This window comes from Streptomyces sp. NPDC047042, assembly GCF_040644035.1.
Lineage (GTDB): Bacteria > Actinomycetota > Actinomycetes > Streptomycetales > Streptomycetaceae > Streptomyces.
The window spans coordinates 60,174-78,406 of the sequence record NZ_JBEYVP010000049.1 but is presented as its reverse complement, the minus strand read 5'-3'; the positions used below and the strand labels follow the sequence as shown (position 1 = coordinate 78,406).

17 protein-coding genes are annotated in these 18,233 nt (G+C 71.1%); 7 read left to right on the top strand and 10 right to left on the bottom strand.

Translation table 11 applies throughout. From position 1 onward, the window contains the following. Window positions 1–290: N-acetyltransferase family protein (locus ABZ855_RS41030; RefSeq protein WP_360816609.1), on the top strand; the 290-nt coding region annotated here is incomplete at its 5' end. A gap of 55 nt (window positions 291–345) precedes the next feature. On the opposite strand, the gene ABZ855_RS41025 is transcribed toward ABZ855_RS41030, so the two are convergent. Beyond that, window positions 346–1,137: a class III extradiol ring-cleavage dioxygenase gene (locus tag ABZ855_RS41025; RefSeq protein WP_319209235.1), complete on the bottom strand. Its 792-nt coding sequence runs from the start codon at window positions 1,135–1,137 to the stop codon at window positions 346–348. 115 nt (window positions 1,138–1,252) lie between these two features. Here ABZ855_RS41025 and ABZ855_RS41020 point away from each other — a divergent pair, with 115 nt between their 5' ends. Further along, window positions 1,253–1,762 (top strand): MarR family transcriptional regulator, encoded by a 510-nt coding sequence (locus tag ABZ855_RS41020; RefSeq protein WP_360816605.1) that lies wholly within the window; start codon window positions 1,253–1,255, stop codon window positions 1,760–1,762. A 120-nt stretch (window positions 1,763–1,882) separates the two neighbouring features. Here the strand turns inward: ABZ855_RS41020 and ABZ855_RS41015 are convergent, their stop codons facing one another. Then, the gene (locus tag ABZ855_RS41015) at window positions 1,883–3,415 is read right to left on the bottom strand and encodes an MFS transporter (RefSeq protein WP_360816602.1); all 1,533 of its coding nucleotides are present in this window, start codon (window positions 3,413–3,415) and stop codon (window positions 1,883–1,885) included. 127 nt (window positions 3,416–3,542) lie between these two features. Beyond that, window positions 3,543–4,184, bottom strand: coding sequence for a helix-turn-helix domain-containing protein (locus ABZ855_RS41010; RefSeq protein ID WP_360816599.1), 642 nt, complete (start codon window positions 4,182–4,184; stop codon window positions 3,543–3,545). Window positions 4,185–4,467: 283 nt separating this feature from the next. Between ABZ855_RS41010 and ABZ855_RS41005 the strand changes: the two genes are divergently transcribed. Both ABZ855_RS41005 and ABZ855_RS41000 read left to right on the top strand, forming a co-directional pair. Next, window positions 4,468–5,772, top strand: a complete 1,305-nt coding sequence (locus tag ABZ855_RS41005; RefSeq protein ID WP_360816596.1) for a M6 family metalloprotease domain-containing protein — start codon at window positions 4,468–4,470, stop codon at window positions 5,770–5,772. Window positions 5,773–5,831: 59 nt separating this feature from the next. Beyond that, entirely contained in the window at window positions 5,832–7,505 is a 1,674-nt protein-coding gene (locus ABZ855_RS41000; RefSeq protein ID WP_360816593.1) for an IclR family transcriptional regulator C-terminal domain-containing protein, read from the top strand. A 103-nt stretch (window positions 7,506–7,608) separates the two neighbouring features. Here the strand turns inward: ABZ855_RS41000 and ABZ855_RS40995 are convergent, their stop codons facing one another. Beyond that, window positions 7,609–8,397 carry an IclR family transcriptional regulator gene (locus ABZ855_RS40995; protein ID WP_360816590.1) on the bottom strand — a complete coding sequence of 263 codons (789 nt, stop codon included), beginning with the start codon at window positions 8,395–8,397 and terminating at the stop codon, window positions 7,609–7,611. Between the two features lie 156 nt (window positions 8,398–8,553). Here ABZ855_RS40995 and ABZ855_RS40990 point away from each other — a divergent pair, with 156 nt between their 5' ends. Genes ABZ855_RS40990 through ABZ855_RS40980 form a run of 3 tightly spaced genes read left to right on the top strand, consistent with a single transcriptional unit; the run spans window position 8,554 to window position 12,297 of the window. After that, window positions 8,554–9,519, top strand: a complete 966-nt coding sequence (locus tag ABZ855_RS40990; RefSeq protein WP_360816615.1) for a 5-dehydro-4-deoxyglucarate dehydratase — start codon at window positions 8,554–8,556, stop codon at window positions 9,517–9,519. 56 nt (window positions 9,520–9,575) lie between these two features. Continuing rightward, window positions 9,576–10,904, top strand: coding sequence for a gluconate:H+ symporter (locus tag ABZ855_RS40985; protein WP_360816587.1), 1,329 nt, complete (start codon window positions 9,576–9,578; stop codon window positions 10,902–10,904). Window positions 10,905–10,956: 52 nt separating this feature from the next. Beyond that, window positions 10,957–12,297 carry an enolase C-terminal domain-like protein gene (locus ABZ855_RS40980; protein WP_360816585.1) on the top strand — a complete coding sequence of 447 codons (1,341 nt, stop codon included), beginning with the start codon at window positions 10,957–10,959 and terminating at the stop codon, window positions 12,295–12,297. Between the two features lie 99 nt (window positions 12,298–12,396). Here the strand turns inward: ABZ855_RS40980 and ABZ855_RS40975 are convergent, their stop codons facing one another. The 6 genes from ABZ855_RS40975 to ABZ855_RS40950 all read right to left on the bottom strand — a co-directional run bounded on the left by ABZ855_RS40975 (window position 12,397) and on the right by ABZ855_RS40950 (window position 18,135). Then, window positions 12,397–12,945 (bottom strand): DUF1062 domain-containing protein, encoded by a 549-nt coding sequence (locus ABZ855_RS40975; RefSeq protein ID WP_360816582.1) that lies wholly within the window; start codon window positions 12,943–12,945, stop codon window positions 12,397–12,399. A gap of 226 nt (window positions 12,946–13,171) precedes the next feature. Next, the gene (locus ABZ855_RS40970) at window positions 13,172–13,867 is read right to left on the bottom strand and encodes a helix-turn-helix domain-containing protein (protein ID WP_360816579.1); all 696 of its coding nucleotides are present in this window, start codon (window positions 13,865–13,867) and stop codon (window positions 13,172–13,174) included. A gap of 38 nt (window positions 13,868–13,905) precedes the next feature. Beyond that, window positions 13,906–14,613: an alpha/beta fold hydrolase gene (locus ABZ855_RS40965; RefSeq protein ID WP_360816576.1), complete on the bottom strand. Its 708-nt coding sequence runs from the start codon at window positions 14,611–14,613 to the stop codon at window positions 13,906–13,908. Continuing rightward, complete coding sequence (locus tag ABZ855_RS40960) at window positions 14,610–15,437, bottom strand: citryl-CoA lyase (RefSeq protein ID WP_360816573.1); 828 nt, start codon at window positions 15,435–15,437, stop codon at window positions 14,610–14,612. The genes ABZ855_RS40965 and ABZ855_RS40960 overlap by 4 nt, the downstream gene beginning before the upstream one ends. Beyond that, complete coding sequence (locus ABZ855_RS40955) at window positions 15,430–16,761, bottom strand: CoA transferase (protein WP_360816570.1); 1,332 nt, start codon at window positions 16,759–16,761, stop codon at window positions 15,430–15,432. Before ABZ855_RS40955 ends, ABZ855_RS40960 begins: the two co-directional genes overlap by 8 nt. Window positions 16,762–17,325: 564 nt before the next feature. Continuing rightward, window positions 17,326–18,135, bottom strand: coding sequence for an IclR family transcriptional regulator C-terminal domain-containing protein (locus ABZ855_RS40950; protein WP_360816567.1), 810 nt, complete (start codon window positions 18,133–18,135; stop codon window positions 17,326–17,328). Between the last annotated feature and the right edge of the window lie 98 nt (window positions 18,136–18,233).

Below are 18,233 nucleotides of genomic sequence, written 5' to 3'. Positions count from 1 at the left end.
CATCGGGCCCCTTCCGCGCGAAGCCGGCGTACGGCACCACGGTGGAGGTGACCGTCTATCTCGCGCCGGACGCGGGCGGGCGCGGTATCGGCACCCTGCTCTACAAGGCCCTCTTCGAGGCGCTGGCGGGTGAGGACGTGCATCGCGCCCTGGCGGGGATCGTGACACCGAACGAAGCGTCCGTGCGGCTGCACGAACGCTTCGGGTTCCGGTACGTGGGGACGTACCGGGAGGTGGGCCGCAAGTTCGGCCGTTACTGGGACGTGGCCTGGTACGAGAAGGACCTCTGAGCACTCTTTCGGCCACGGACGACTGCCCCAAGGGGCCGACTGTCGGGCCGTGGGGTCAGCCGAACTGGACCGACCGCTTGGCCATTCCGAGCCAGAAACCGTCGATGACCGACTTCTGGGAGTCCAGTTCACCGGCCACCTCGGCGGCGCCCATCGTCACGAAGAGCGGGGCGAAGTGCTCGGTGCGCGGGTGGGCGTAGCGGCCGGCGGGAGCCTTGTTCAGGAAGTCCAGCAGGCCGTCCACGTCGCGTGTTTCCAGGGCCCGGTGGCCCCAGTCGTCGAACTCGCTCGACCAGGTAGGCACTCCGGGCCCGGTGTGCCGGAGGGCGGCCAGATTGTGGGTGAAGAAGCCGGAGCCGACGATGAGGACGCCCTCGTCGCGCAGGGGGGCGAGCTTGCGCCCGATGTCCATCAGTTTCACCGGGTCGAGGGTCGGCATCGAGATCTGCAGGACAGGGATGTCCGCCTCGGGGAACATCTCCACCAGGGGGACGTACGCGCCGTGGTCGAGACCGCGGTCCGGGACGTCCTGCACGGGTGTGCCGGGGGCTCGCAGCAGCTTCCGTACGGACTCGGCGAGGCGGGGAGCGCCAGGGGCGGCGTACTCGACCTTGTAGTAGTGCTCGGGGAAGCCCCAGAAGTCGTAGACGAGGGGGATCGTTTCGATGGCGCCGATGGCGAGCGGGGCCTCTTCCCAGTGGGCGGAGACCATGAGGATCGCCTTGGGGCGGGGCAGGTCGGCCGACCACGCGGCGAGTTCGCCGGGCCAGATCGGGTCGTCCGCCAGTGGGGGCGCGCCGTGACTGAGGTAGAGCGCGGGCATGCGCTCCTGGATGTCGGCGGACATGTCGACTGCTTCCTTCCCGGTTCCGAAGATTCCGTTGAACTCTCAAGCTTCTCGCATACTGAACATACATCGTTTTGGTTTAAAATTCAAGGACGGGGAACGTAGAGTGGAGTACATGAACACGGCATCTACATCCGACGCAGAGCCCCGCTGGCTCACCGACGAGGAACAGCGCACCTGGCGCGTGTACGTCCACGCCGTCACGCTGCTCGAGGACCATCTCGACCGCCAGCTCCAGCGTGACGCCGGCATGCCGCACGTCTACTACGGCCTGCTCGTCGGCCTCTCCGACGCTCCGGACCGGCGGCTGCGGATGACGGAGCTCGCAATGAAGGCGAAGATCACCCGCTCCCGTCTCTCGCACGCCATCGCCCGCCTCGAGAAGAACGGCTGGGTACGGCGTGAGGACTGCCCCTCGGACAAGCGCGGCCAGTTCGCGGTCCTGACCGAGCAGGGCCAGGAGGTGCTGCGACGCACCGCTCCCGGCCATGTGAGCGCCGTACGCCAGGCACTGTTCGACCGGATCACCGACGAGCAGCGCCAGACTCTCCACGATGTCATGGAAATCGTCGCCCAGGGCCTTCAGCCCGAGGACGCGAACGCGGATCTGCCCTGGCTCCGCTGAGCGGAACCAGGGCAGATCCTGGAGTCGTACGTCACGAGGCGTCCCCACCCCGCGTGACGTACGGAGTGGCCCGAAGGAAGACGAGGGGTCCGAGGTGTCCGTAAGGAGCGACGGCCGGGGTCAGTGGGCGACCACCGGGACCTTCAGCTCCTCGTCGGCACCCTCGCCGCTGACCGAACTCATGTCCGGGCGACCGGCGTTGATGAAGGTGAAGGCGATGCCCGCGGCGGCGACCAGGATGCCGACGGCGAACCAGATGGCGCTGGTGTAGCCGTTGACCATGCCCTCCAGCTGGACCAGCTGCTGCTGGGAGCGGGAGGCCGCGCCGCCGATGTGGTCGGAGATGTACGACGTGGTGGCGGAGGCGGCGATCGTGTTCAGCAGGGCCGTACCGATCGCGCCGCCCACCTGCTGCGAGGTGTTGACCATCGCGGAGGCGACACCGGAGTCACGCGGCTCGACACCCAGCGTGGCCAGGGACATGGCCGGCATGAACGCCGTACCCATACCGAGGCCGAGCAGCAGCATCGCCGGCAGGAGCAGGGCCGCGTACGAGGAGCCGATCTCCATCTGGGTCAGCAGCAGCATGCCGAGCGCGGCGACCAGGAAGCCGGGGCCCATCAGCAGCCGCGCCGGGACGCGGGTCATCAGGCGGGCGCCGATCTGCGTGGAGCCCGTGATCATGCCCGCGATCATCGGCAGGAACGCGAAGCCGGTCTTGACCGGCGAGTAGCCCTTCACGATCTGCAGGTAGTAGGTCAGGAAGAGGAACAGGCCGAACATCGCGATGATCGCGAGGCCGAGCGAGAGGTAGACACCGCCGCGGTTGCGCTCGGTGATGACGCGCAGGGGCAGCAGCGGGGCCTTGACCTTGGACTCGACGAACACGAAGGACGCGAGGAGCAGCGCCGAGGCGATGAACAGGCCGATGGTCAGGGAGTCGCTCCAGCCCTCGGACTCGGCGCGCGTGAAGCCGTAGACGAGGGAGACCAGACCGAGGGTGGACAGGACGACGCCCGGGATGTCGAGCGGCGAGCGGTTGCGGCTGCCGGAGGGCTCACGGATGACGAAGACGGCGCCGAGGGCGGCCACGATCGCGAACGGGATGTTCACGAAGAACGTCCAGCGCCAGTCCAGGTACTCGGTGAGGAAGCCGCCGAGGATCAGGCCCACGGCGCCACCGCCACCGGCGATCGCACCGTAGATGCCGAACGCCTTGGCGCGCTCCTTGGCGTCGGTGAACATCACCGCGAGCAGGGAGAGCGCGGCGGGCGCGAGCAGCGCGCCGAAGGCACCCTGCAGGGCGCGGGAGCCGAGGAGCATCGCCTCGTTGGTCGCCGCGCCGCCCAGGGCGGAGGCGGCGGCGAAGCCGACGAGACCGGTGACAAAGGTGTTCCTGCGGCCCCAGATGTCGGCGATCCGGCCGCCGAAGAGCAGCAGTCCACCGAAGGCCAGGGCGTAGGCCGTGATGACCCACTGCCGGTTGCCGTCCGATATCCCCAGGTCCTGCTGGGCGGAGGGCAGTGCGATGTTCACGATGGTCGCGTCGAGCACGACCATCAGCTGGGCGAGCGCGATGAAGGTGAGCGCCTTCCAGCGGTTGGAGTCGGGAGCCGGCGCCTTTGCGGCGGCAGCCTGGGCTGTTTCGGACATGGGGATACCCACTTCGGGACTTCGTGACGGAAAAAATGTGTGAAAGGGGACCGGCTCGTCAGCGCTGACGGCCGAAAGTCTGTTGTTGTTGCGAGTGGTGACTCGGATACCGCGGTGAACTAATCGGTCAGGATCGGCGCAGGTCCTCCATCGTCACGGCCCTGCCGGGCAGTTCGGAGTGGGCCGGGGCCCGCAGTCCGTCCAGGAACAGTTGCAGGTGACGGTGGACGAAGCGGTCGATGCTCGTGCACTCCGTGCCCGCCGGCGGGCGGCTGAGCTGGGAGACGACGACCATGACGTCGCCCACGTCCACGTCGGCGCGGAGCTGTCCGGCCGCCTTGGCGCGGTCCATGATCTCCTGGGTGAGCTGTTCGATCCGCTCCCGCGCGGCCTCCAGGTCGGGGTGGTGCTGGTCGAACGCGCTGGCCATCATCGGGCACAGCGCGCTCAGCCGTTCGTCGGCCGCGGCGTGCACGAAGCGCGCCAGCGCCTCGAAGGCGTCGCCGGTCTCCGCGAGCGCGAGTTCGGCCGCTTCGGACGTGCGGTCCATGACCGAGCAGACGACCTCGCGTACGAGGGCCTCCCGGTCGGGAAAGTTGCGGTACACCGTGGCATTGCCGACGCCGGCCCGGCGGGCGATCTCGTCGATCGGCACCTCGGCGCCGAACTCGACGAACATCTCGCGGGCGGCGGTGACGATCCGCTCCCGGTTGCGCAGGGCATCGGCGCGGGGCCGGGTCACCTTCTGCACGGGGGTCGCGGTCTGCACGGTGTGCTCCTTCGTGGAAATTGCGCTTCTGGGCTTGTCCGCCACTGCTGCGTTTCGATCCGGGGAATCACTCCCCGTTTCGCTCGGACACATGGCTAAACGGGGAATCAGTCCCCGGTTATTTCCCTCCCTCGACGAGATTTCATGTGACCTGAGTCACAGCCCCTCGGGGCGAGAAACCCACGATCGGTCTCCTCCAGCGCGCGCCCCCGCCGACCTCGACACAGGGTGATCGAAAGAGCGCAGTCCGAGACCGGCGGCTGCCGTGGCGAAGGGGCCGTGCATGCAGCAGCCGACCAGCCGACGTCGGATACGCCCGCCGGGACCCCTGCGCCCACGCCGGATGGCCGCCCTCGTGTCCGTGGCCGCGCTGACCCTCGCGGTCAGCACCTCGGCGGGCACCGGGGACCTCACTCCGCGCGGTTCCACGACGGCCGCGGGCTCCGTCCCGCTGGCCCGCTCCTCCCCGCTCGGCCCCTGCCTGATCCGGGGCGGCCTCGGCGTCCAGATGTCCGAGGGCCTGCCCACTCCGGCCGGCTACTCCCGGTCCACCGGAACCGTCCGCGCGCTGAACCTGATGGTCGACTTCTCCGACGCCCCCGGCCAGGGCAGCGCCCTCGACCGGCTCGCGGAGTTCTTCCCGCAGACCCGCGACTGGTTCACCACCAGCTCCTACGGCCGCCTCGACTACCGCCCCGAGGCCCCCGTCCCCGGCTGGCTGCGCATGCCGCGGACCTTCCGCTCGTACGGCATAGAGCGCGGCGCCCCCTTCGACCCCGGCTACCGCCGGCTGGTCCACGACATCGTGGCCGCCGCGGACCCGGCGGTCGACTTCCGCTCGTACGATCTGCTGAACGTGCTGGTCACCCCGAACGCGGGCCCCTCCGCCCTGGACACCGTCCTGTCCGTCACCTTCGCCGGCAATCGTGAGGCGCCGGTCGCGGACGGGGTGCCCGTCGCCAACGCGTCCTTCGTCTACTCACGTCAGGACGACGGCTCCGGTTCGTACGACACGACCGGCTACCGCGTCCTCCCCCACGAGAACGGCCATGTGTTCGGACTGCCCGACCTCTACACCCAGCACGGCGGGGGCGCGGTCGGCCACTGGGACATCATGAGCGAGGACTGGGGCGCCAACAACGACCTGCTGGGCTGGCACAAGTGGAAGCTCGGCTGGCTGGACGCCTCGCAGGTCGGCTGCGCGCTGAGGGCCGGGACGACGGAGTACACGCTCACCCCGCTGGCCCGTCCCGGCGGCGCGAAACTCGTCTTCGTGCCCCTGACCTCCCGTACGGGATACGCCGTCGAGCTGCGCACGCGCGAGGGCAACGACGAGACGGTGTGCCGCCCGGGCGTGCTGATCTACCGGGTCGACGCGAACGTGGACACCGGCCGCGGCCCGGTCACGGTGTACGACTCCCGCCGGGACAGCGGCGGCTGCACCCGCAGCCCGAACGTCCACGCGGAACTCTCCGACGCGCCCTTCGCCCCCGGCGAGGCCTTCAAGGATCCCAGGCGTGGCATCCGGATCGCGGTCGCGAGCGCGGACCTCGACGGGAACTACCGGGTGACCGTCACCCGGCCGTGAGCCGTCCGGCGCCGACAGGCGCACGGCCGGCGGTTCCGTCCGGGCATTACGGTGTGCCCATGGTTGTCCCCGCCACGAATGTCACACCGGTCGCTGCCGGTGCCGCGCCCGCCGAGGCCGTCGCCCCGCTGATGCGTGGGCTTGCCGTGCTGCGGCAACTGACCGACGCGGGCGGGACACTGAGCCTGAGCGGTCTCGAGCGCGCGACCGGGCTGGCCCGTTCCACGGTCGACCGGATCACCGCGACCCTCGCCCGCATGGGGTACGTCCGTCTCGACGGCCGGGACGCGGTTCTCACCCCTCGGCTGATGGAGCTGGGCAACGCCTATCTGGCCGCCCTCCGGCTGCCCGCGCTGCTCGACGCGCACGCGGACGCCCTCGCCGACGAGCTCGACGAGTCGGTGTCGCTCGCCGTCGGCGACCGGGACGGCATCCGGTTCATCCACCAGGCCACCCGCCGCCGCGCGATGTCCCTCAGCTTCCGCATCGGCGACCTCCTCCCCGCCGAACGCACCGCCCCCGGCCCGCTGTTCGCCACCGAGTGGACCCCGGCCGACTGGCAGCGCTGGCGCGAACGCCGGGCCGCGGACCCGGCCGACCACGGCTTCCCCGCGGTCCCGCCCCGCACCGACGAGTCCGGCGCCGACTTCGAGGCGTACGCCGAGCGGGCCCGCGTCGACGGCTGGGCACTGGACGACCAGCTGATCGAACCGGGCCTGGTCGCCGTCTCCGTACCCGTACGGGACCCCCGTACGGGCCGGGTGGCCTGTGTCGCGAGCGTCGTCAGCCACACCAGCCGCCACACCGCGACCGACCTGCGCGACACCCTGCTGCCACGCCTGCGGGCGACGGTGACCGCGATGGAGGCGGAACTGCGGGTCCGCCCGCCCGTCGACACCCCGGCGCCGCCCTCCGGCCTCGCGGCCTGGACCGGGGCGTCCAAGCAGGAACTGGGCCGGGAGTTCATCGAGTCCCTGGCCAGGGGCCTGACCGTGCTGACGGCCTTCGGCGAGGGCCGTGCCGAGCTGACCCTGACAGAGGTCGCCCGGGCGACCGGCCTCGCGAGGGCGACCGCCCGCCGGGCCCTGATCACCTACGAGCACCTGGGCTACGTCGAGGCCCACGGCCGCACCTTCGCCCTCACCCCCCGGGTCCTGTCCCTGGGCTTCCCGCCCCTCTCCCACACGTCCCTGGCCGAGATCGCCTCCCCGCACCTGGCCGAACTCGCGGGGCGCGTCGACGAGTCGGCGTCGCTGGCCGTGCTGGCGGGGCACTCCGGCGCGGAGATCCAGTACACGGCCCGGGTGGCGACCCGGCGCATCATGAGCGCCAACATCACCGTCGGGACGAGGCTTCCGGCGTACCCGACGTCGATGGGCCGGGTGCTGCTCGCCGACATGCCCGAGGCGGCCCGTGCGGTGCGGGACCTGGCCCCACTGACCCCGCACACCGTGACGGACCCGGCGGCCTTCGCACGGCTGCTCGTGAAGGTGCGGGACCAGGGATACGCCCTGGTCGACGAGGAGCTGGAGGAGGGGCTGCGGTCGATAGCGGTCCCGGTGCGCGACCGTACGGGCCGGGTGGTGGCAGCGGTGAACGTCGCGATGCACACGACCCGGCGTACGGCAGAGCAGTGCGTGACAGAAATCCTGCCGGAGCTGCACAGAACGGCGTCCCGAATCGAGACCGAGCTGCGAACGGCGGGACGCTTCTCCCGGGTCCCGTTGGCGTAGGGGGGCCGAGGGACGGACCGCGCCCGATAGGGGCGCAGCCCCTAGGGGCGCGGGGAACTGCGCGACAAGCCCCCACCGGCCCGCAGGTAAACAAACCACCTGCTCAACGCCAGTCAACCGCCCCCGAATTCATCGGCACCGCTGACTCGATCCGCGCCCGAGTCTCCCGCATGACGGCGACGATCCGGAGTTCGTGCTCCGGCGTCAGCCGAGCCACCGGCACCGAACAACTGATCGCGTCGGTCGCCGGGCTGTCGTACCGCAGCGCGAACCCGAACCCCGCGAGCCCGACCACCGTCTCCTCACGGTCCACGGAGTACCCACGCTCACGCACCTCCGCCAGATCGGCGTGCAGGGCGGCCCGGGTGGTGTGGGTGTTGCCCGTGAGGGCGACCAACTCCCCCTCGGGCAGCGGAAGTTCGGCGTCATGGCGTTCGGCCAGGAGCGCCTTGCCGAGCGCGCCGGCGTGGGCGGGGACACGGCGGCCGACGCGGCTTATCGTGCGCAGGTACTCATGCGACTCGCGGGTGGCGAGGTAGACGACATCCGGGCCGTCGAGACGGGCCAGGTGAATCGTCTCGCCGAGCGCGTCCGAGGCCTCGTCGAGGTAGGGGCGGACCGCGCGGATACGCCGGTCGCCGTCCAGATAGCTGGTGCCGGTGAGCAGGGCGCGGATGCCGATGCCGTAGAGGGAGCCGGTCGCGTCGGAGCGGACCCAGCCGCAGTCGACGAGGGTCTGGAGCAGCTGGTACATGCTGCTGCGCGGCACATCCAGTTCCTCGGCGAGTTCGTCCAGCCGTGAGGGCCGCTCACCCCGGGCGGCGAGAAGTTCCAGCAGCGCGACGGTCCGGGCCGCCGACTTCACGCTGCGGACACCCCTCTTCTCCAGCATGGCCCAATCGTAGATCGACCAGGAATCAGCGCCGTCGCGGCCATTGACCCCCGCCCGTTCACGCATCTAACCTCCATCTCCATACGCAGACGACATCTGCATAGAGAGATGAGATTCATGCCAGTGATCAACACGGACGCGGAGACGGCTACGGAGATGGAGACGGAGACGGAGACCGGGACAGCCGCAGTGGTCCAGCGGCTCCGGGACGGCATGGCCGGCGGCGTGCTCTCCTTCCCGCTCACCAGCTTCACCGACGACGGCCGTCTCGACCTGGACGCCTACCGCGCCTACCTGACCGGACGACTGGCCTCCGCCCCCGGCGCGGTCTTCCCCGCCTGCGGAACCGGCGAGTTCTTCTCGCTCGACGAGGACGAGTACCGCGCGGTCGTCACGGCCACCGTCGAGATCTCCGACGGCCGACTGCCGGTGGTCGCGGGCATCGGCTACGGCTGGGCACAGGCGCTGCGGTTCGCCCGTATCGCCGAGGAGGCGGGCGCGGACGCGCTGCTGGTCCTGCCGCACTATCTGGTCGGGGCCCCGCAGGACGGGCTGGTGGAGCAGCTGCGGCACATCGCCGCCGGAACGCGGCTGCCGCTGATCGCGTACCAGCGCGGCCAGGTCACGTTCACGGCCGAGGGCCTGCGCCGCATCGCCGCGATCCCGGGTGTCGTCGGCCTGAAGGACGGTCACAGCGACCTCGACCGCCTCCAGCGGCTCACCCTCGCCGCCCCCGACGGCTTCCTCTTCTTCAACGGCGCCTCGACCGCCGAGATCCAGGCCCGCGCGTACGCCACGGTCGGCGTCCCGGCGTACTCCTCCGCCGTACACGCGTTCGCACCCGAGATCGCCAACGCCTTCTTCGCCGCGCTGCGGGACGGCGACGACACGGTGGTGACCGAGCTGCTGCGCGAGTTCTACGTTCCGCTGGTCGAACTCCGCGACCGGGTGCCGGGCTACGCCGTGTCCCTGGTGAAGGCGGCGGCCCGACTGCGCGGCCTGCCGGTCGGCCCGGTCCGCGCCCCGCTCACCGACCCGGGCCCCGGCGACCTCGCCGACCTGGCGAAGATCCTCGACCACGGCCTGTCACTGGTGGGGGCGGTACGACAGCAGGCCTTCTGACCAGTGGCTTCTGACCAGCCATTTCACATCGCCTCACAGTTCAAAGGGGAACTGTCTTGCCTCTTCTCGTGGTCGCCATCAGCGTTCTGATTCTGCTGCTCCTCATGACCCGGTTCAGACTCAACGGCTTCGCCGCCCTGCTCCTCGTCGCCGTCGGCGTCGCGCTCGTCAGGGGCATCCCGGTGGCGACCATCCCGGACGTCCTCTCCGACGGCATCGGGGGTCAGATCGGCGACACCATGCTCACCATCGGGCTCGGTGCGATGGTCGGCCGGGTCATGGGCGACTCCGGCGCCGCCCAGCGGATCGCCGGGAAGCTGCTCGACGCGGGCGGGCCGCGCGGGGTCCAGGTGGCCATGGTGATCACGTCCATGCTCATCGGCGTGACCATGTTCTACGAGGTCGCCTTCATCATCATCGTGCCGATCGCGTTCACCCTGGTCAGGGTCACCGGCGCCAAGCTGCTCTGGGTCGGCCTGCCGATGTCGATCACCCTCTCCACGATGCACAGCTTCCTGCCGCCGCACCCCGGCCCGACCGCCGTCGCGGCCACCTTCGACGCCTCCGTCGGACTGACCCTGTTCTACGGCCTGTTCATCGCCGTCCCGGCCGGCGCGCTCATCGCCCTCGTATGGCCGCGTCTGCCGTTCATCAAGGCGATGAACCCGTCCATCCCCAAGGGCCTGGTCAGCGACCGGGAGTTCACCGACGAGGAGATGCCCGGCCTCGGCTGGTCCCTGTCGGTGGCCCTGTTCCCGGTGATCCTCATAGCCGGCGCGGCGGTGACCGACCTGGCCACCTCCACCGAGAGTCCCTTCCTCAATGTCGTCGCGTTCATCGGCTCGGCCCCGATCGCGCTGCTGCTCACCCTGTGTCTGGCGGTGTGGGCGTTCGGTCCGCGCATCGGCCGCAGCCTCGAGGAGGTCGGCGCGTCCTGCACGTCGGCGGCGCAGGCGATGGCGATGATCCTGCTGGTGATCGGCGCCGGCGGCGCCTTCAAGAACGTGCTGGTGGAGGGCGGTATCTCCGAGTACACCACGGACACCTGGTCCGTCTCCCCCATCATCCTCGCCTGGCTCATCGCCGTGATCCTCCGCATCGCGCTCGGCTCGGCGACGGTCGCGGTCGTGACGGCTTCCGGCGTGGTGCTGCCGCTCCTCGCGGGCAGCGGCATCCACCCGGAGATCATGGTGCTGGCCGTCGCCTGCGGCTCGATCGCCTGCTCGCACGTCAACGACCCGGGCTTCTGGCTGTTCAAGGAGTACTTCAACCTGTCCGTCGTCGAAGCGATCAAGGTCCGTACGAGCTACACGACCGTGCTGGCCGTCCTCGGCCTGGGCGGAGTGCTGGCGGCGGAATGGGCCCTGGACATCCTCACCATCTGACCCCCTTCCCCTCCCCCTCCCTCTTCTCCCCGCGCACAAGGACCTGATGAGCATGAGCACGCGTACGAGCCAGCCGACCGTCACCGCCCTCTCCGTCTACCCGGTGGCCGGCCGGGACAGCATGGAGCTGAACCTCTCCGGCGCCCACGGCCCCTACTTCACGCGCAACATCGTGATCCTGACCGACTCCGAGGGCCGTACGGGACTCGGTGAGGTGCCGGGCGGCGAGAAGATCACGCGGACGCTGCGCGACGCCGAGTCGCTGGTCGTCGGGGCGAAGGTGGGCGACTACAAGCGCGTCCTCAGGGAGATCGGGGCCCGCTTCGCCGACCGTGACTCGGGCGGACGCGGCGCCCAGACCTTCGACCTGCGCACCACCGTCCACGCGGTGACCGCGGTCGAGTCGGCCCTCCTTGACCTCCTCGGCCAGCATCTGGACGTACCGGTCGCCGCCCTGCTCGGCGACGGCCAACAGCGCGATTCCGTACGGGTATTGGGCTACCTCTTCTACGTCGGCGACCCGGACCGCACCGAGCTGGACTACGTCCGCGAGCCGGACGCCGACGTGGACTGGTACCGCGTCCGGCACGAGGAGGCCCTCACCCCGGAGGCGATCGTCCGGCAGGCCGAGGCCACCCACGCCCACTACGGCTTCCGCGACTTCAAGCTCAAGGGCGGAGTCCTGGAGGGCGCCGAGGAGGTCAAGGCCGTACGCGCGCTGAAGGACCGCTTTCCCGAGGCGCGGATCACCCTCGACCCGAACGGCGCGTGGTCGCTGCGCGAGGCGATCGAGCTGTGCGCGCCCCTGAACGACACGCTCGCCTACGCCGAGGACCCGTGCGGCGCGGAGAACGGCTACTCGGGGCGCGAGATCCTCGCCGAGTTCCGCCGGGCGACGGGGCTGCCGACGGCGACCAACATGATCGCCACGGACTGGCGGCAGCTGACCCACGCCCTGGCCCTCCAGTCGGTGTCGATCCCGCTGGCCGACCCGCACTTCTGGACCATGCAGGGCTCGGTGCGCGTGGCCCAGCTGTGCAACGCGATGGGTCTGACCTGGGGTTGCCACTCCAACAACCACTTCGACATCTCCCTGGCCATGGTCACGCACTGCGGCGCCGCCGCCCCCGGCGAGTACAACGCCCTCGACACCCACTGGATCTGGCAGGAGGGCCTGGAACGCCTCACAGTCGCTCCGCCCCGGATCGTCGGGGGCGAGATCGCGGTGCCGGACGCGCCGGGGCTGGGCGTCCAGGTGGACATGGAGCGGGTGCTCGCGGCTCACGAGCTGTACCAGGAGCGGGCGTTGGGGGCGCGGGACGACGCGATCGGGATGCGGTACCTGGTGCCGGGCTGGGAGTTCGACGGGAAGCGGCCGTGCCTGGTGCGGTAGCGGTAGCGGTAAGGGAAGAAGGGGAGAGCGGGGGTCTGTCCGACGGATTCAGCCGCCGGCCAGACCCCGCCCCCGGGAGGGGGGTTGCTCAGCGGTTGCTCAGCGCTTGAGCGTGAAGGTGAAGTCGCCGGAGAGCTTGCCGGTCAGCCGGACCGCCGAGACGAGCTTGCCCTCCGCGATCAGCCGCTCGACCGCGGCCCGTGAAAGCCCGTACCCCTCGGCGATCAGTCGCACCGGCCGCACAGGGATCCGCGCGACGAAACGGACCGAGACGTCGGCCTTCTCGCGGTCCAGGTGATCCGATCCGCCGGTCTCGAGACGCCAGGCGTTGTCCCAGTCGAGGGCGATGCGGTTACGACGCCGTACGACCGGGTCCTGGAGCAACTCGCCTGCCAGTACAGGGTCGTTGTCATGCATCCGGTCCAGCAGCTCGGGCCGTACGGAACGGACGTTCACCCGCTCCAGGATGGCGAGCTTGGTGGTCTCCCCGCAGCCGGTGCAGAGCGCGAGGAGCCAGGCGTCGATGAGTTTGTGGTTCGCGTTGACGCGGAACTTGCCGTTCACGCGGAAGCGCTCGGCAGTGCACGTGTGGCAGCGCCGGAGAACGAGAGGCAGGCAGGTGGGCATGACCACCCAGCGATTGAGCACAGAAGGACACCGTTTCCAGTGAGAAGACCGCAGCAGAAAGCAGCGCGGCGCATAGGCGCGACGCGCGACCGATCAGCGTTCGGGGGGTCTCACTTGGTGTACAACGGCATGCCTTTGCCTCGACGACGGGGTTCGCGTTCGGCAGCACGGTAGCGGCGTACGGGGGCGGCGCTCCAATGATTTTCCGGGCCTCGGCCCCGACAAGGCGTCGACTCCGCCTGTCGGCTCAACTGCTCTTGCCGGGCGGCGGTGTTGACGTCCCCTGGCCGGCGCGGAGCATGGCCTTGTAGAGGGGTTCGTGTCCGGGTGAGGCGGGCAGGGGGCCGCGCGCCGGGGTCTCGAGGGACTGGACGAGCAGGGCGACGACGCGTCGCCAGGCGTCCGGGGCGGCGTCGCCGGTGGCGCCCACGACACCGGCGTTGGCCATGTGGATCAGTACAAGGTCCGAGGGGTCGAAGTCCTCGCGCAGGCGGCCGGTGGCCTTGGCTCGGTCGATGAGGCGCAGCATGGCCTCGTACGCCTCGCTCCGGCGTTGCTCCAGGACCTTGGCGGTGGGGAAGGTCATGGTCAGGACGTCGGCGAAGCCGTTGTCGGCGGCTTGCATGGCACAGGCGGACTCGATGTATCCGACAAAGCCGTGCCAGGGGTCGGGGTCGTCCAGGGCGGCGGCGACCGCGTCGGCGTAGGCGCCCATGCGGTCGGAGAAGACGGCGTCGACCAGTTCTTCCTTCGTGGGGAAGCGGCGGAACATGGTGGCGATCCCTACGCCGGCCTCGCGGGCCACGGAGGCCATGGAGGCACTCAGACCGTCCCGCGCGAACACCGTGCGCGCGGCGGCGATGATCCGCTCCCGGTTGCGCTCGGCGTCACTGCGCAGGGGCGCGGCGGAGTGACCGTCGGGGTGCTGGGCGCCTGGATTCATGGCGGCGAGTCTAGCAATTGGATTGTCTTATCCGTTTTTCACCGGTATGCGAGAAGAGCGGCCTGCGTGGCGAGGAACCGGGCCAGTGGGCCCGGCGCGGAGTAGAACGGTGAGTGGTCGCAGTCGAGTTCGACCTGTACGGCGGCACGTGCGGCGCAGGCGCGCTGCGCTTCGGGGCGCACGGTCCGGTCCGCGGCGCACACGACGTACGCGCTGGGGACCGTCAGCCACGCCGGGTCGTCGAGGGGCGTGTCCGGCACCGTGCTGAGCATCGGCCGCCAGAGCTTCGCCGCGCGCTCGGCGGTCCGGGGAGGCGTGGTGGAGTAGAGCGCCTCGCGGGCGGACGGCAGCAGGGTCCGCGTTCCGTCCGGGGCCGTCCGTACCGAGCGGTGGAAGGCGGGGTCGTTCCAGGTGGGCGTCAGTTGGGCGGGGGACTCGCCGGGCAGCGGCATCCGCGCGGCGACGTAGACCAGGCGGGCCGCCGTGTGCCCGCCGGCCGAGACCGGCAGGCCGGCGTAGCTGTGCGCGACCAGCAGCACGGGCCCGCGTGCGGCCGCCTCCCGTACGGCGGCGCGGACGGCCTCGGTGTCGTCGGTGAAGGAGGTGAGGGGGAGGTCGATCGCCCGGTTGCGGACGCCGTCCGCGCGCAGTTGTTCGGTCACCTCCTCCCAGCACCGGGCTCCGTGGTGGGCGCCGTGGACGAGCAGCACGAGGGGCGCGGCCTCGCGTGTCGGCGGCCGGGTCACGGCAGGTTTCCGGGGTGCGGGTCGGGGGCGACGGGCAGGTTGTTGAGGTCGACGGAGAGGAAGATGTCGTTCGCGACCGGATGCCTCATCTCCTCCGCGAGCTGGCCGATCAGTCCCGCCGTACGGGCCAGCAGCGCGAAGCCGCGCAGCAGCGGGATGGGCAGGTCGAGGTCGGCGAGGGCGGCTCCGCACACCCCGGCGCCATTCAACGGCAGGGTTTTCCCGAGCAGTTGGGGGTGGGTTCGGCCGATCGCGGCGAACAGCGACAGATGGGGGCCGAACTGCCCCTCCTCGGCGGCGATCTGCATCAGCCGGGGGGTGCGCGGGTCGCCGTCCTTGTGGACGTGATGGCCGAGACCGGGCACGAACCGCCCGGCCGCCCGCTGCGCGCGTACGGTCTCCAGGGCGAGGACGTCCCATCCGGCCTCGTCGTCCGGCAGGGGGCCGCGCTGCTGAGCGATGACCTCGTGCAGAAAGGTCCCCGTGTCCTCGGTGACCCCGAGAAAGCGTGAGCCGCCGCCGAGCAGCCCGGCCGCGAGCGCGCCCTGCACCGAGTCCGGCGCCGACAGATAGGTGAGGCGCGTGACGATCGCGGTAGGGGTGAAGCCGTGGTCGGCCAGGGCGGCGAGGACGGCCTCGAAGACCCGCACCTGGCCGGGGGTGGGGCGCCGCTGGGTGGCGAGCCAGTAGGCGAGTTCACCGAATCCCACCTCGCCCATGACGTCCCGGGCGAGGTCGGTGCCGAGGAGGGTGATCGTGGTGGGAGAGGAGGCCCCGAGCGCGGTGGGGTAGGGGGCCGGGGCGGGGGCGGGCTGGTCAGTCACGGGAGTCCTTTCCGGTGGGGGGTGGGGTTTGGGGGGCGGTGGGGTACGGGGGGTGCGGGGCGCTCGGGTGGGGGGCTTGCGGTGCGTCCGTACGCGAGGCCTGCGGGGCGGTCGAATGCAGGGGTGGGGGCGTGCTCGTACGCGGGGGTTGCGGTGTCGAGAGCCACTTGCGGAGTTCGGGGCCGTGTTCGTCGAGTTCCGGGGGCGGCAGCTCGTAGCGGGGCGGTGTTCCGGAGAACGTGATCGGGTGGCGTGCCATGGGGACGGCCCGCTCGCCCTCGCCGACCTCCACGACCGGGTCCAGTTCGAAGCGCTCGGCCATGGCGAAGCCGCCGTCGATGGTGTTGATGGGGGCGGCCGGTACCCCCGCGGCGACCAGGGCGTCGAACCACTCGGACGCGCCCCGGGTGGCGAGCCGTTCCACCAGCAGGGGCCGCAGTTCCTCACGGCGGGCGGTGCGGTCCCTGTTGTGCGCGAACCGGGGGTCGTCGGCCGTGTCGGGGATGCCGAGCACCTCGCACAGCCGCCGGAACTGGCCGTCGTTGGCGGCGGCCACGATCAGGTCGCGGTCGGCGGTGGGGAAGGGCTCGTACGGGAAGACGCTGGGGTGGGCGTTGCCCATCCGGTAGGGCACGGTGCCGCCCGCCACATAGGCGGAGCTGTGGTTGACCAGGCCGGACAGGGCCGAGGACAGCAGATTGACCTCGACGTGCTGGCCCTCGCCGGTCGCGTCGCGATGCCGTAGCGCGGCCAGGATGCCGATGGTGGCGTGGTTGCCCGCCATCACGTCGAAGACGGAGATGCCGGCCCGGTAGGGCTCGCCGTCCGGGTCTCCGGTGAGGCTCATCAGACCGGAGATCGCCTGCACCATCAGGTCGTAGCCGGGTACGTGCCGGCCCGCGCCGGATCCGAAGCCGCTGATCGAGGCGTAGACGACCCCGGGGTTGCGGGCGGCAACGCCTGCGTAGTCCAGCCCGAACTTGGCAAGCGCGCCCGGCTTGAAGTTCTCGATCACGACGTCGGCGCGGTGCGCGAGTTCACGGGCGGCGGTGGCGTCGTCCTCCGCGCGCAGGTCGAGGGCGATGGAACGCTTGTTGCGGTTGACCCCCAGGTAGTACGTGGACGTCTCACCCCGGGTCGGCGGCATCCAGGTCCGGGTCTCGTCACCGGCCGGGGACTCGACCTTGACGACCTCGGCCCCGAGATCGGCGAGCAGCATGGTCGCGTACGGGCCCGCCAGCACGCGGGAGAAGTCGGCGACGAGCAGCCCGGCCAGCGGCCCGACGCCCCTGCCCGAGGCTGCCGGCGTTGAGGGCATTTCCATGACACGACACCATCCCTTCGACCGCACAGCGGACACTTGTCCGCCAATGCGATTGTGGCACGGCGGCCGACGGGGCGGCGAGGGGCCGGGGACCGTCGCCAGGCCCCACGGGAGGTGTCGGCAGCCGGATGCGGGCGGCAGCCCGGGGCGCCGGGGCGGGCGTGAGGGGGGACGGCTGGACGGCTGGACGGCGCGCGCTGCGGCCGGCCCGGCGCATCGGGCCGGCGCTGCGGCCCGGGGCGGCGCAACTCGGCCTGGTCCACGGCCTGGTCCGGCGCAACGGCCCGGTCCGGCGCAACGGCCCGGGGCGGCGTAACTCGGCCTGGGCCGGCGCTGCGGCCCGGTCCGGCGCAACGCGGCCTGGTCCGGCGCTGCGGCCCGGTCCGGCGCAACGGCCCGAGGCGGCGCAACTCGGCCTGGTCCGGCGCTGCGGTCCGGCGCAACGGCCCGGTCCGGCGCAACGGCCCGGGCGGCGTAACTCGGTCTGGGCCGGCGCTGCGGCACGGCGCTGCCCGCCCCCGGGGAGTCCGTCCGGCGTGCCGCCGGCCCGTCGCGGTGAGGGGGTCAGGGGCGGGGAAGGGCCGGCGACTGCGGGAGGGCGGCGAGTTTGGCGAAGTCGCAGCTGATGTCGCCCGCCGTCTGCAGCAGGAGCGGCAGATGTTCCTCCCGCAGCTTGGCGACCGACGTCTCGGCGGCATGGGCGTTGACGTTGACGGCCGCGATCACCCGGCCCCCGCCGTCCCGCAGGGGCACCGCGACCGAGCGGATGCCCAGCGCCAGTTCCTCGTCGGCCAGCGCCCAGCCGCGGGCCCGTACCTCGCGCAGAGCCTCGTCCCGTTCCTCCGGGCTGGGCTGCCGGAGAGGGGTGAGCCCGGAGCGGGTCGGCTCCGCCAGGGTCTTCTCCAGCCGCTCCGGCTCCAGCGCCGCCAGCAGCACCTTGCCCAGGGAGGTCTGCAGCGCCGGGAAACGCGTACCGATCCGCACGGAGAGCGTCACGATCTTCGGGACGGCGACCCGCGCCACGTACACGATGTCGCTGCCGTCGAGCTGCGCGATCGAGCAGGACTCGCGCGTGCGCTCCACCAGCCGCTCCATGTGCGGACGGGCGACGTCCCAGAGGCCCAGGGAACCGACGTACGCCACGCCCAGGTCGAGCACGCGCGGGGTGAGCGCGAAGCCCTTGTCCAGGGCACGCACGTAACCGAGTTCTTCGAGGGTCAGCAGGATCCGCCGTACGGTCGGGCGGGCCAGGCCGGTCGCCGTCGCGAGCTCGGAGAGGGACATCACCGGGCGCTGCGGGGCGAACGCGGTGATCACGTCGAGCCCCCGGGCCAACGCTTCGATGAAGTCGGGCCCGGTACCGGTACGCGGCATCTGCGGCCCCTCACAGTCGTTCGGCTGGGTGTTCAGGTTACTGCCCAGTGTCCACATGCCGTCACGTCTGTGGAGAAAGCCGCACACGGGCGACCGGC

Excerpts from the sequence above, each read along its gene's own strand:
- ABZ855_RS40970 (WP_360816579.1), bottom strand. The coding sequence starts at position 13,867 with ATGAATCCAGGCGCCCAGCACCCCGACGGTCACTCCGCCGCGCCCCTG.
- ABZ855_RS40955 (WP_360816570.1), bottom strand. The coding sequence starts at position 16,761 with ATGGAAATGCCCTCAACGCCGGCAGCCTCGGGCAGGGGCGTCGGGCCG.
- ABZ855_RS40990 (WP_360816615.1), top strand. The coding sequence starts at position 8,554 with ATGGAGACGGAGACGGAGACCGGGACAGCCGCAGTGGTCCAGCGGCTC.
- ABZ855_RS40995 (WP_360816590.1), bottom strand. The coding sequence starts at position 8,397 with ATGCTGGAGAAGAGGGGTGTCCGCAGCGTGAAGTCGGCGGCCCGGACC.
- ABZ855_RS41005 (WP_360816596.1), top strand. The coding sequence starts at position 4,468 with ATGCAGCAGCCGACCAGCCGACGTCGGATACGCCCGCCGGGACCCCTG.
- ABZ855_RS40950 (WP_360816567.1), bottom strand. The coding sequence starts at position 18,135 with ATGCCGCGTACCGGTACCGGGCCCGACTTCATCGAAGCGTTGGCCCGG.
- ABZ855_RS40980 (WP_360816585.1), top strand. The coding sequence starts at position 10,957 with ATGAGCACGCGTACGAGCCAGCCGACCGTCACCGCCCTCTCCGTCTAC.
- ABZ855_RS41015 (WP_360816602.1), bottom strand. The coding sequence starts at position 3,415 with ATGTCCGAAACAGCCCAGGCTGCCGCCGCAAAGGCGCCGGCTCCCGAC.
- ABZ855_RS41000 (WP_360816593.1), top strand. The coding sequence starts at position 5,832 with ATGGTTGTCCCCGCCACGAATGTCACACCGGTCGCTGCCGGTGCCGCG.
- ABZ855_RS41020 (WP_360816605.1), top strand. The coding sequence starts at position 1,253 with ATGAACACGGCATCTACATCCGACGCAGAGCCCCGCTGGCTCACCGAC.
- ABZ855_RS41025 (WP_319209235.1), bottom strand. The coding sequence starts at position 1,137 with ATGTCCGCCGACATCCAGGAGCGCATGCCCGCGCTCTACCTCAGTCAC.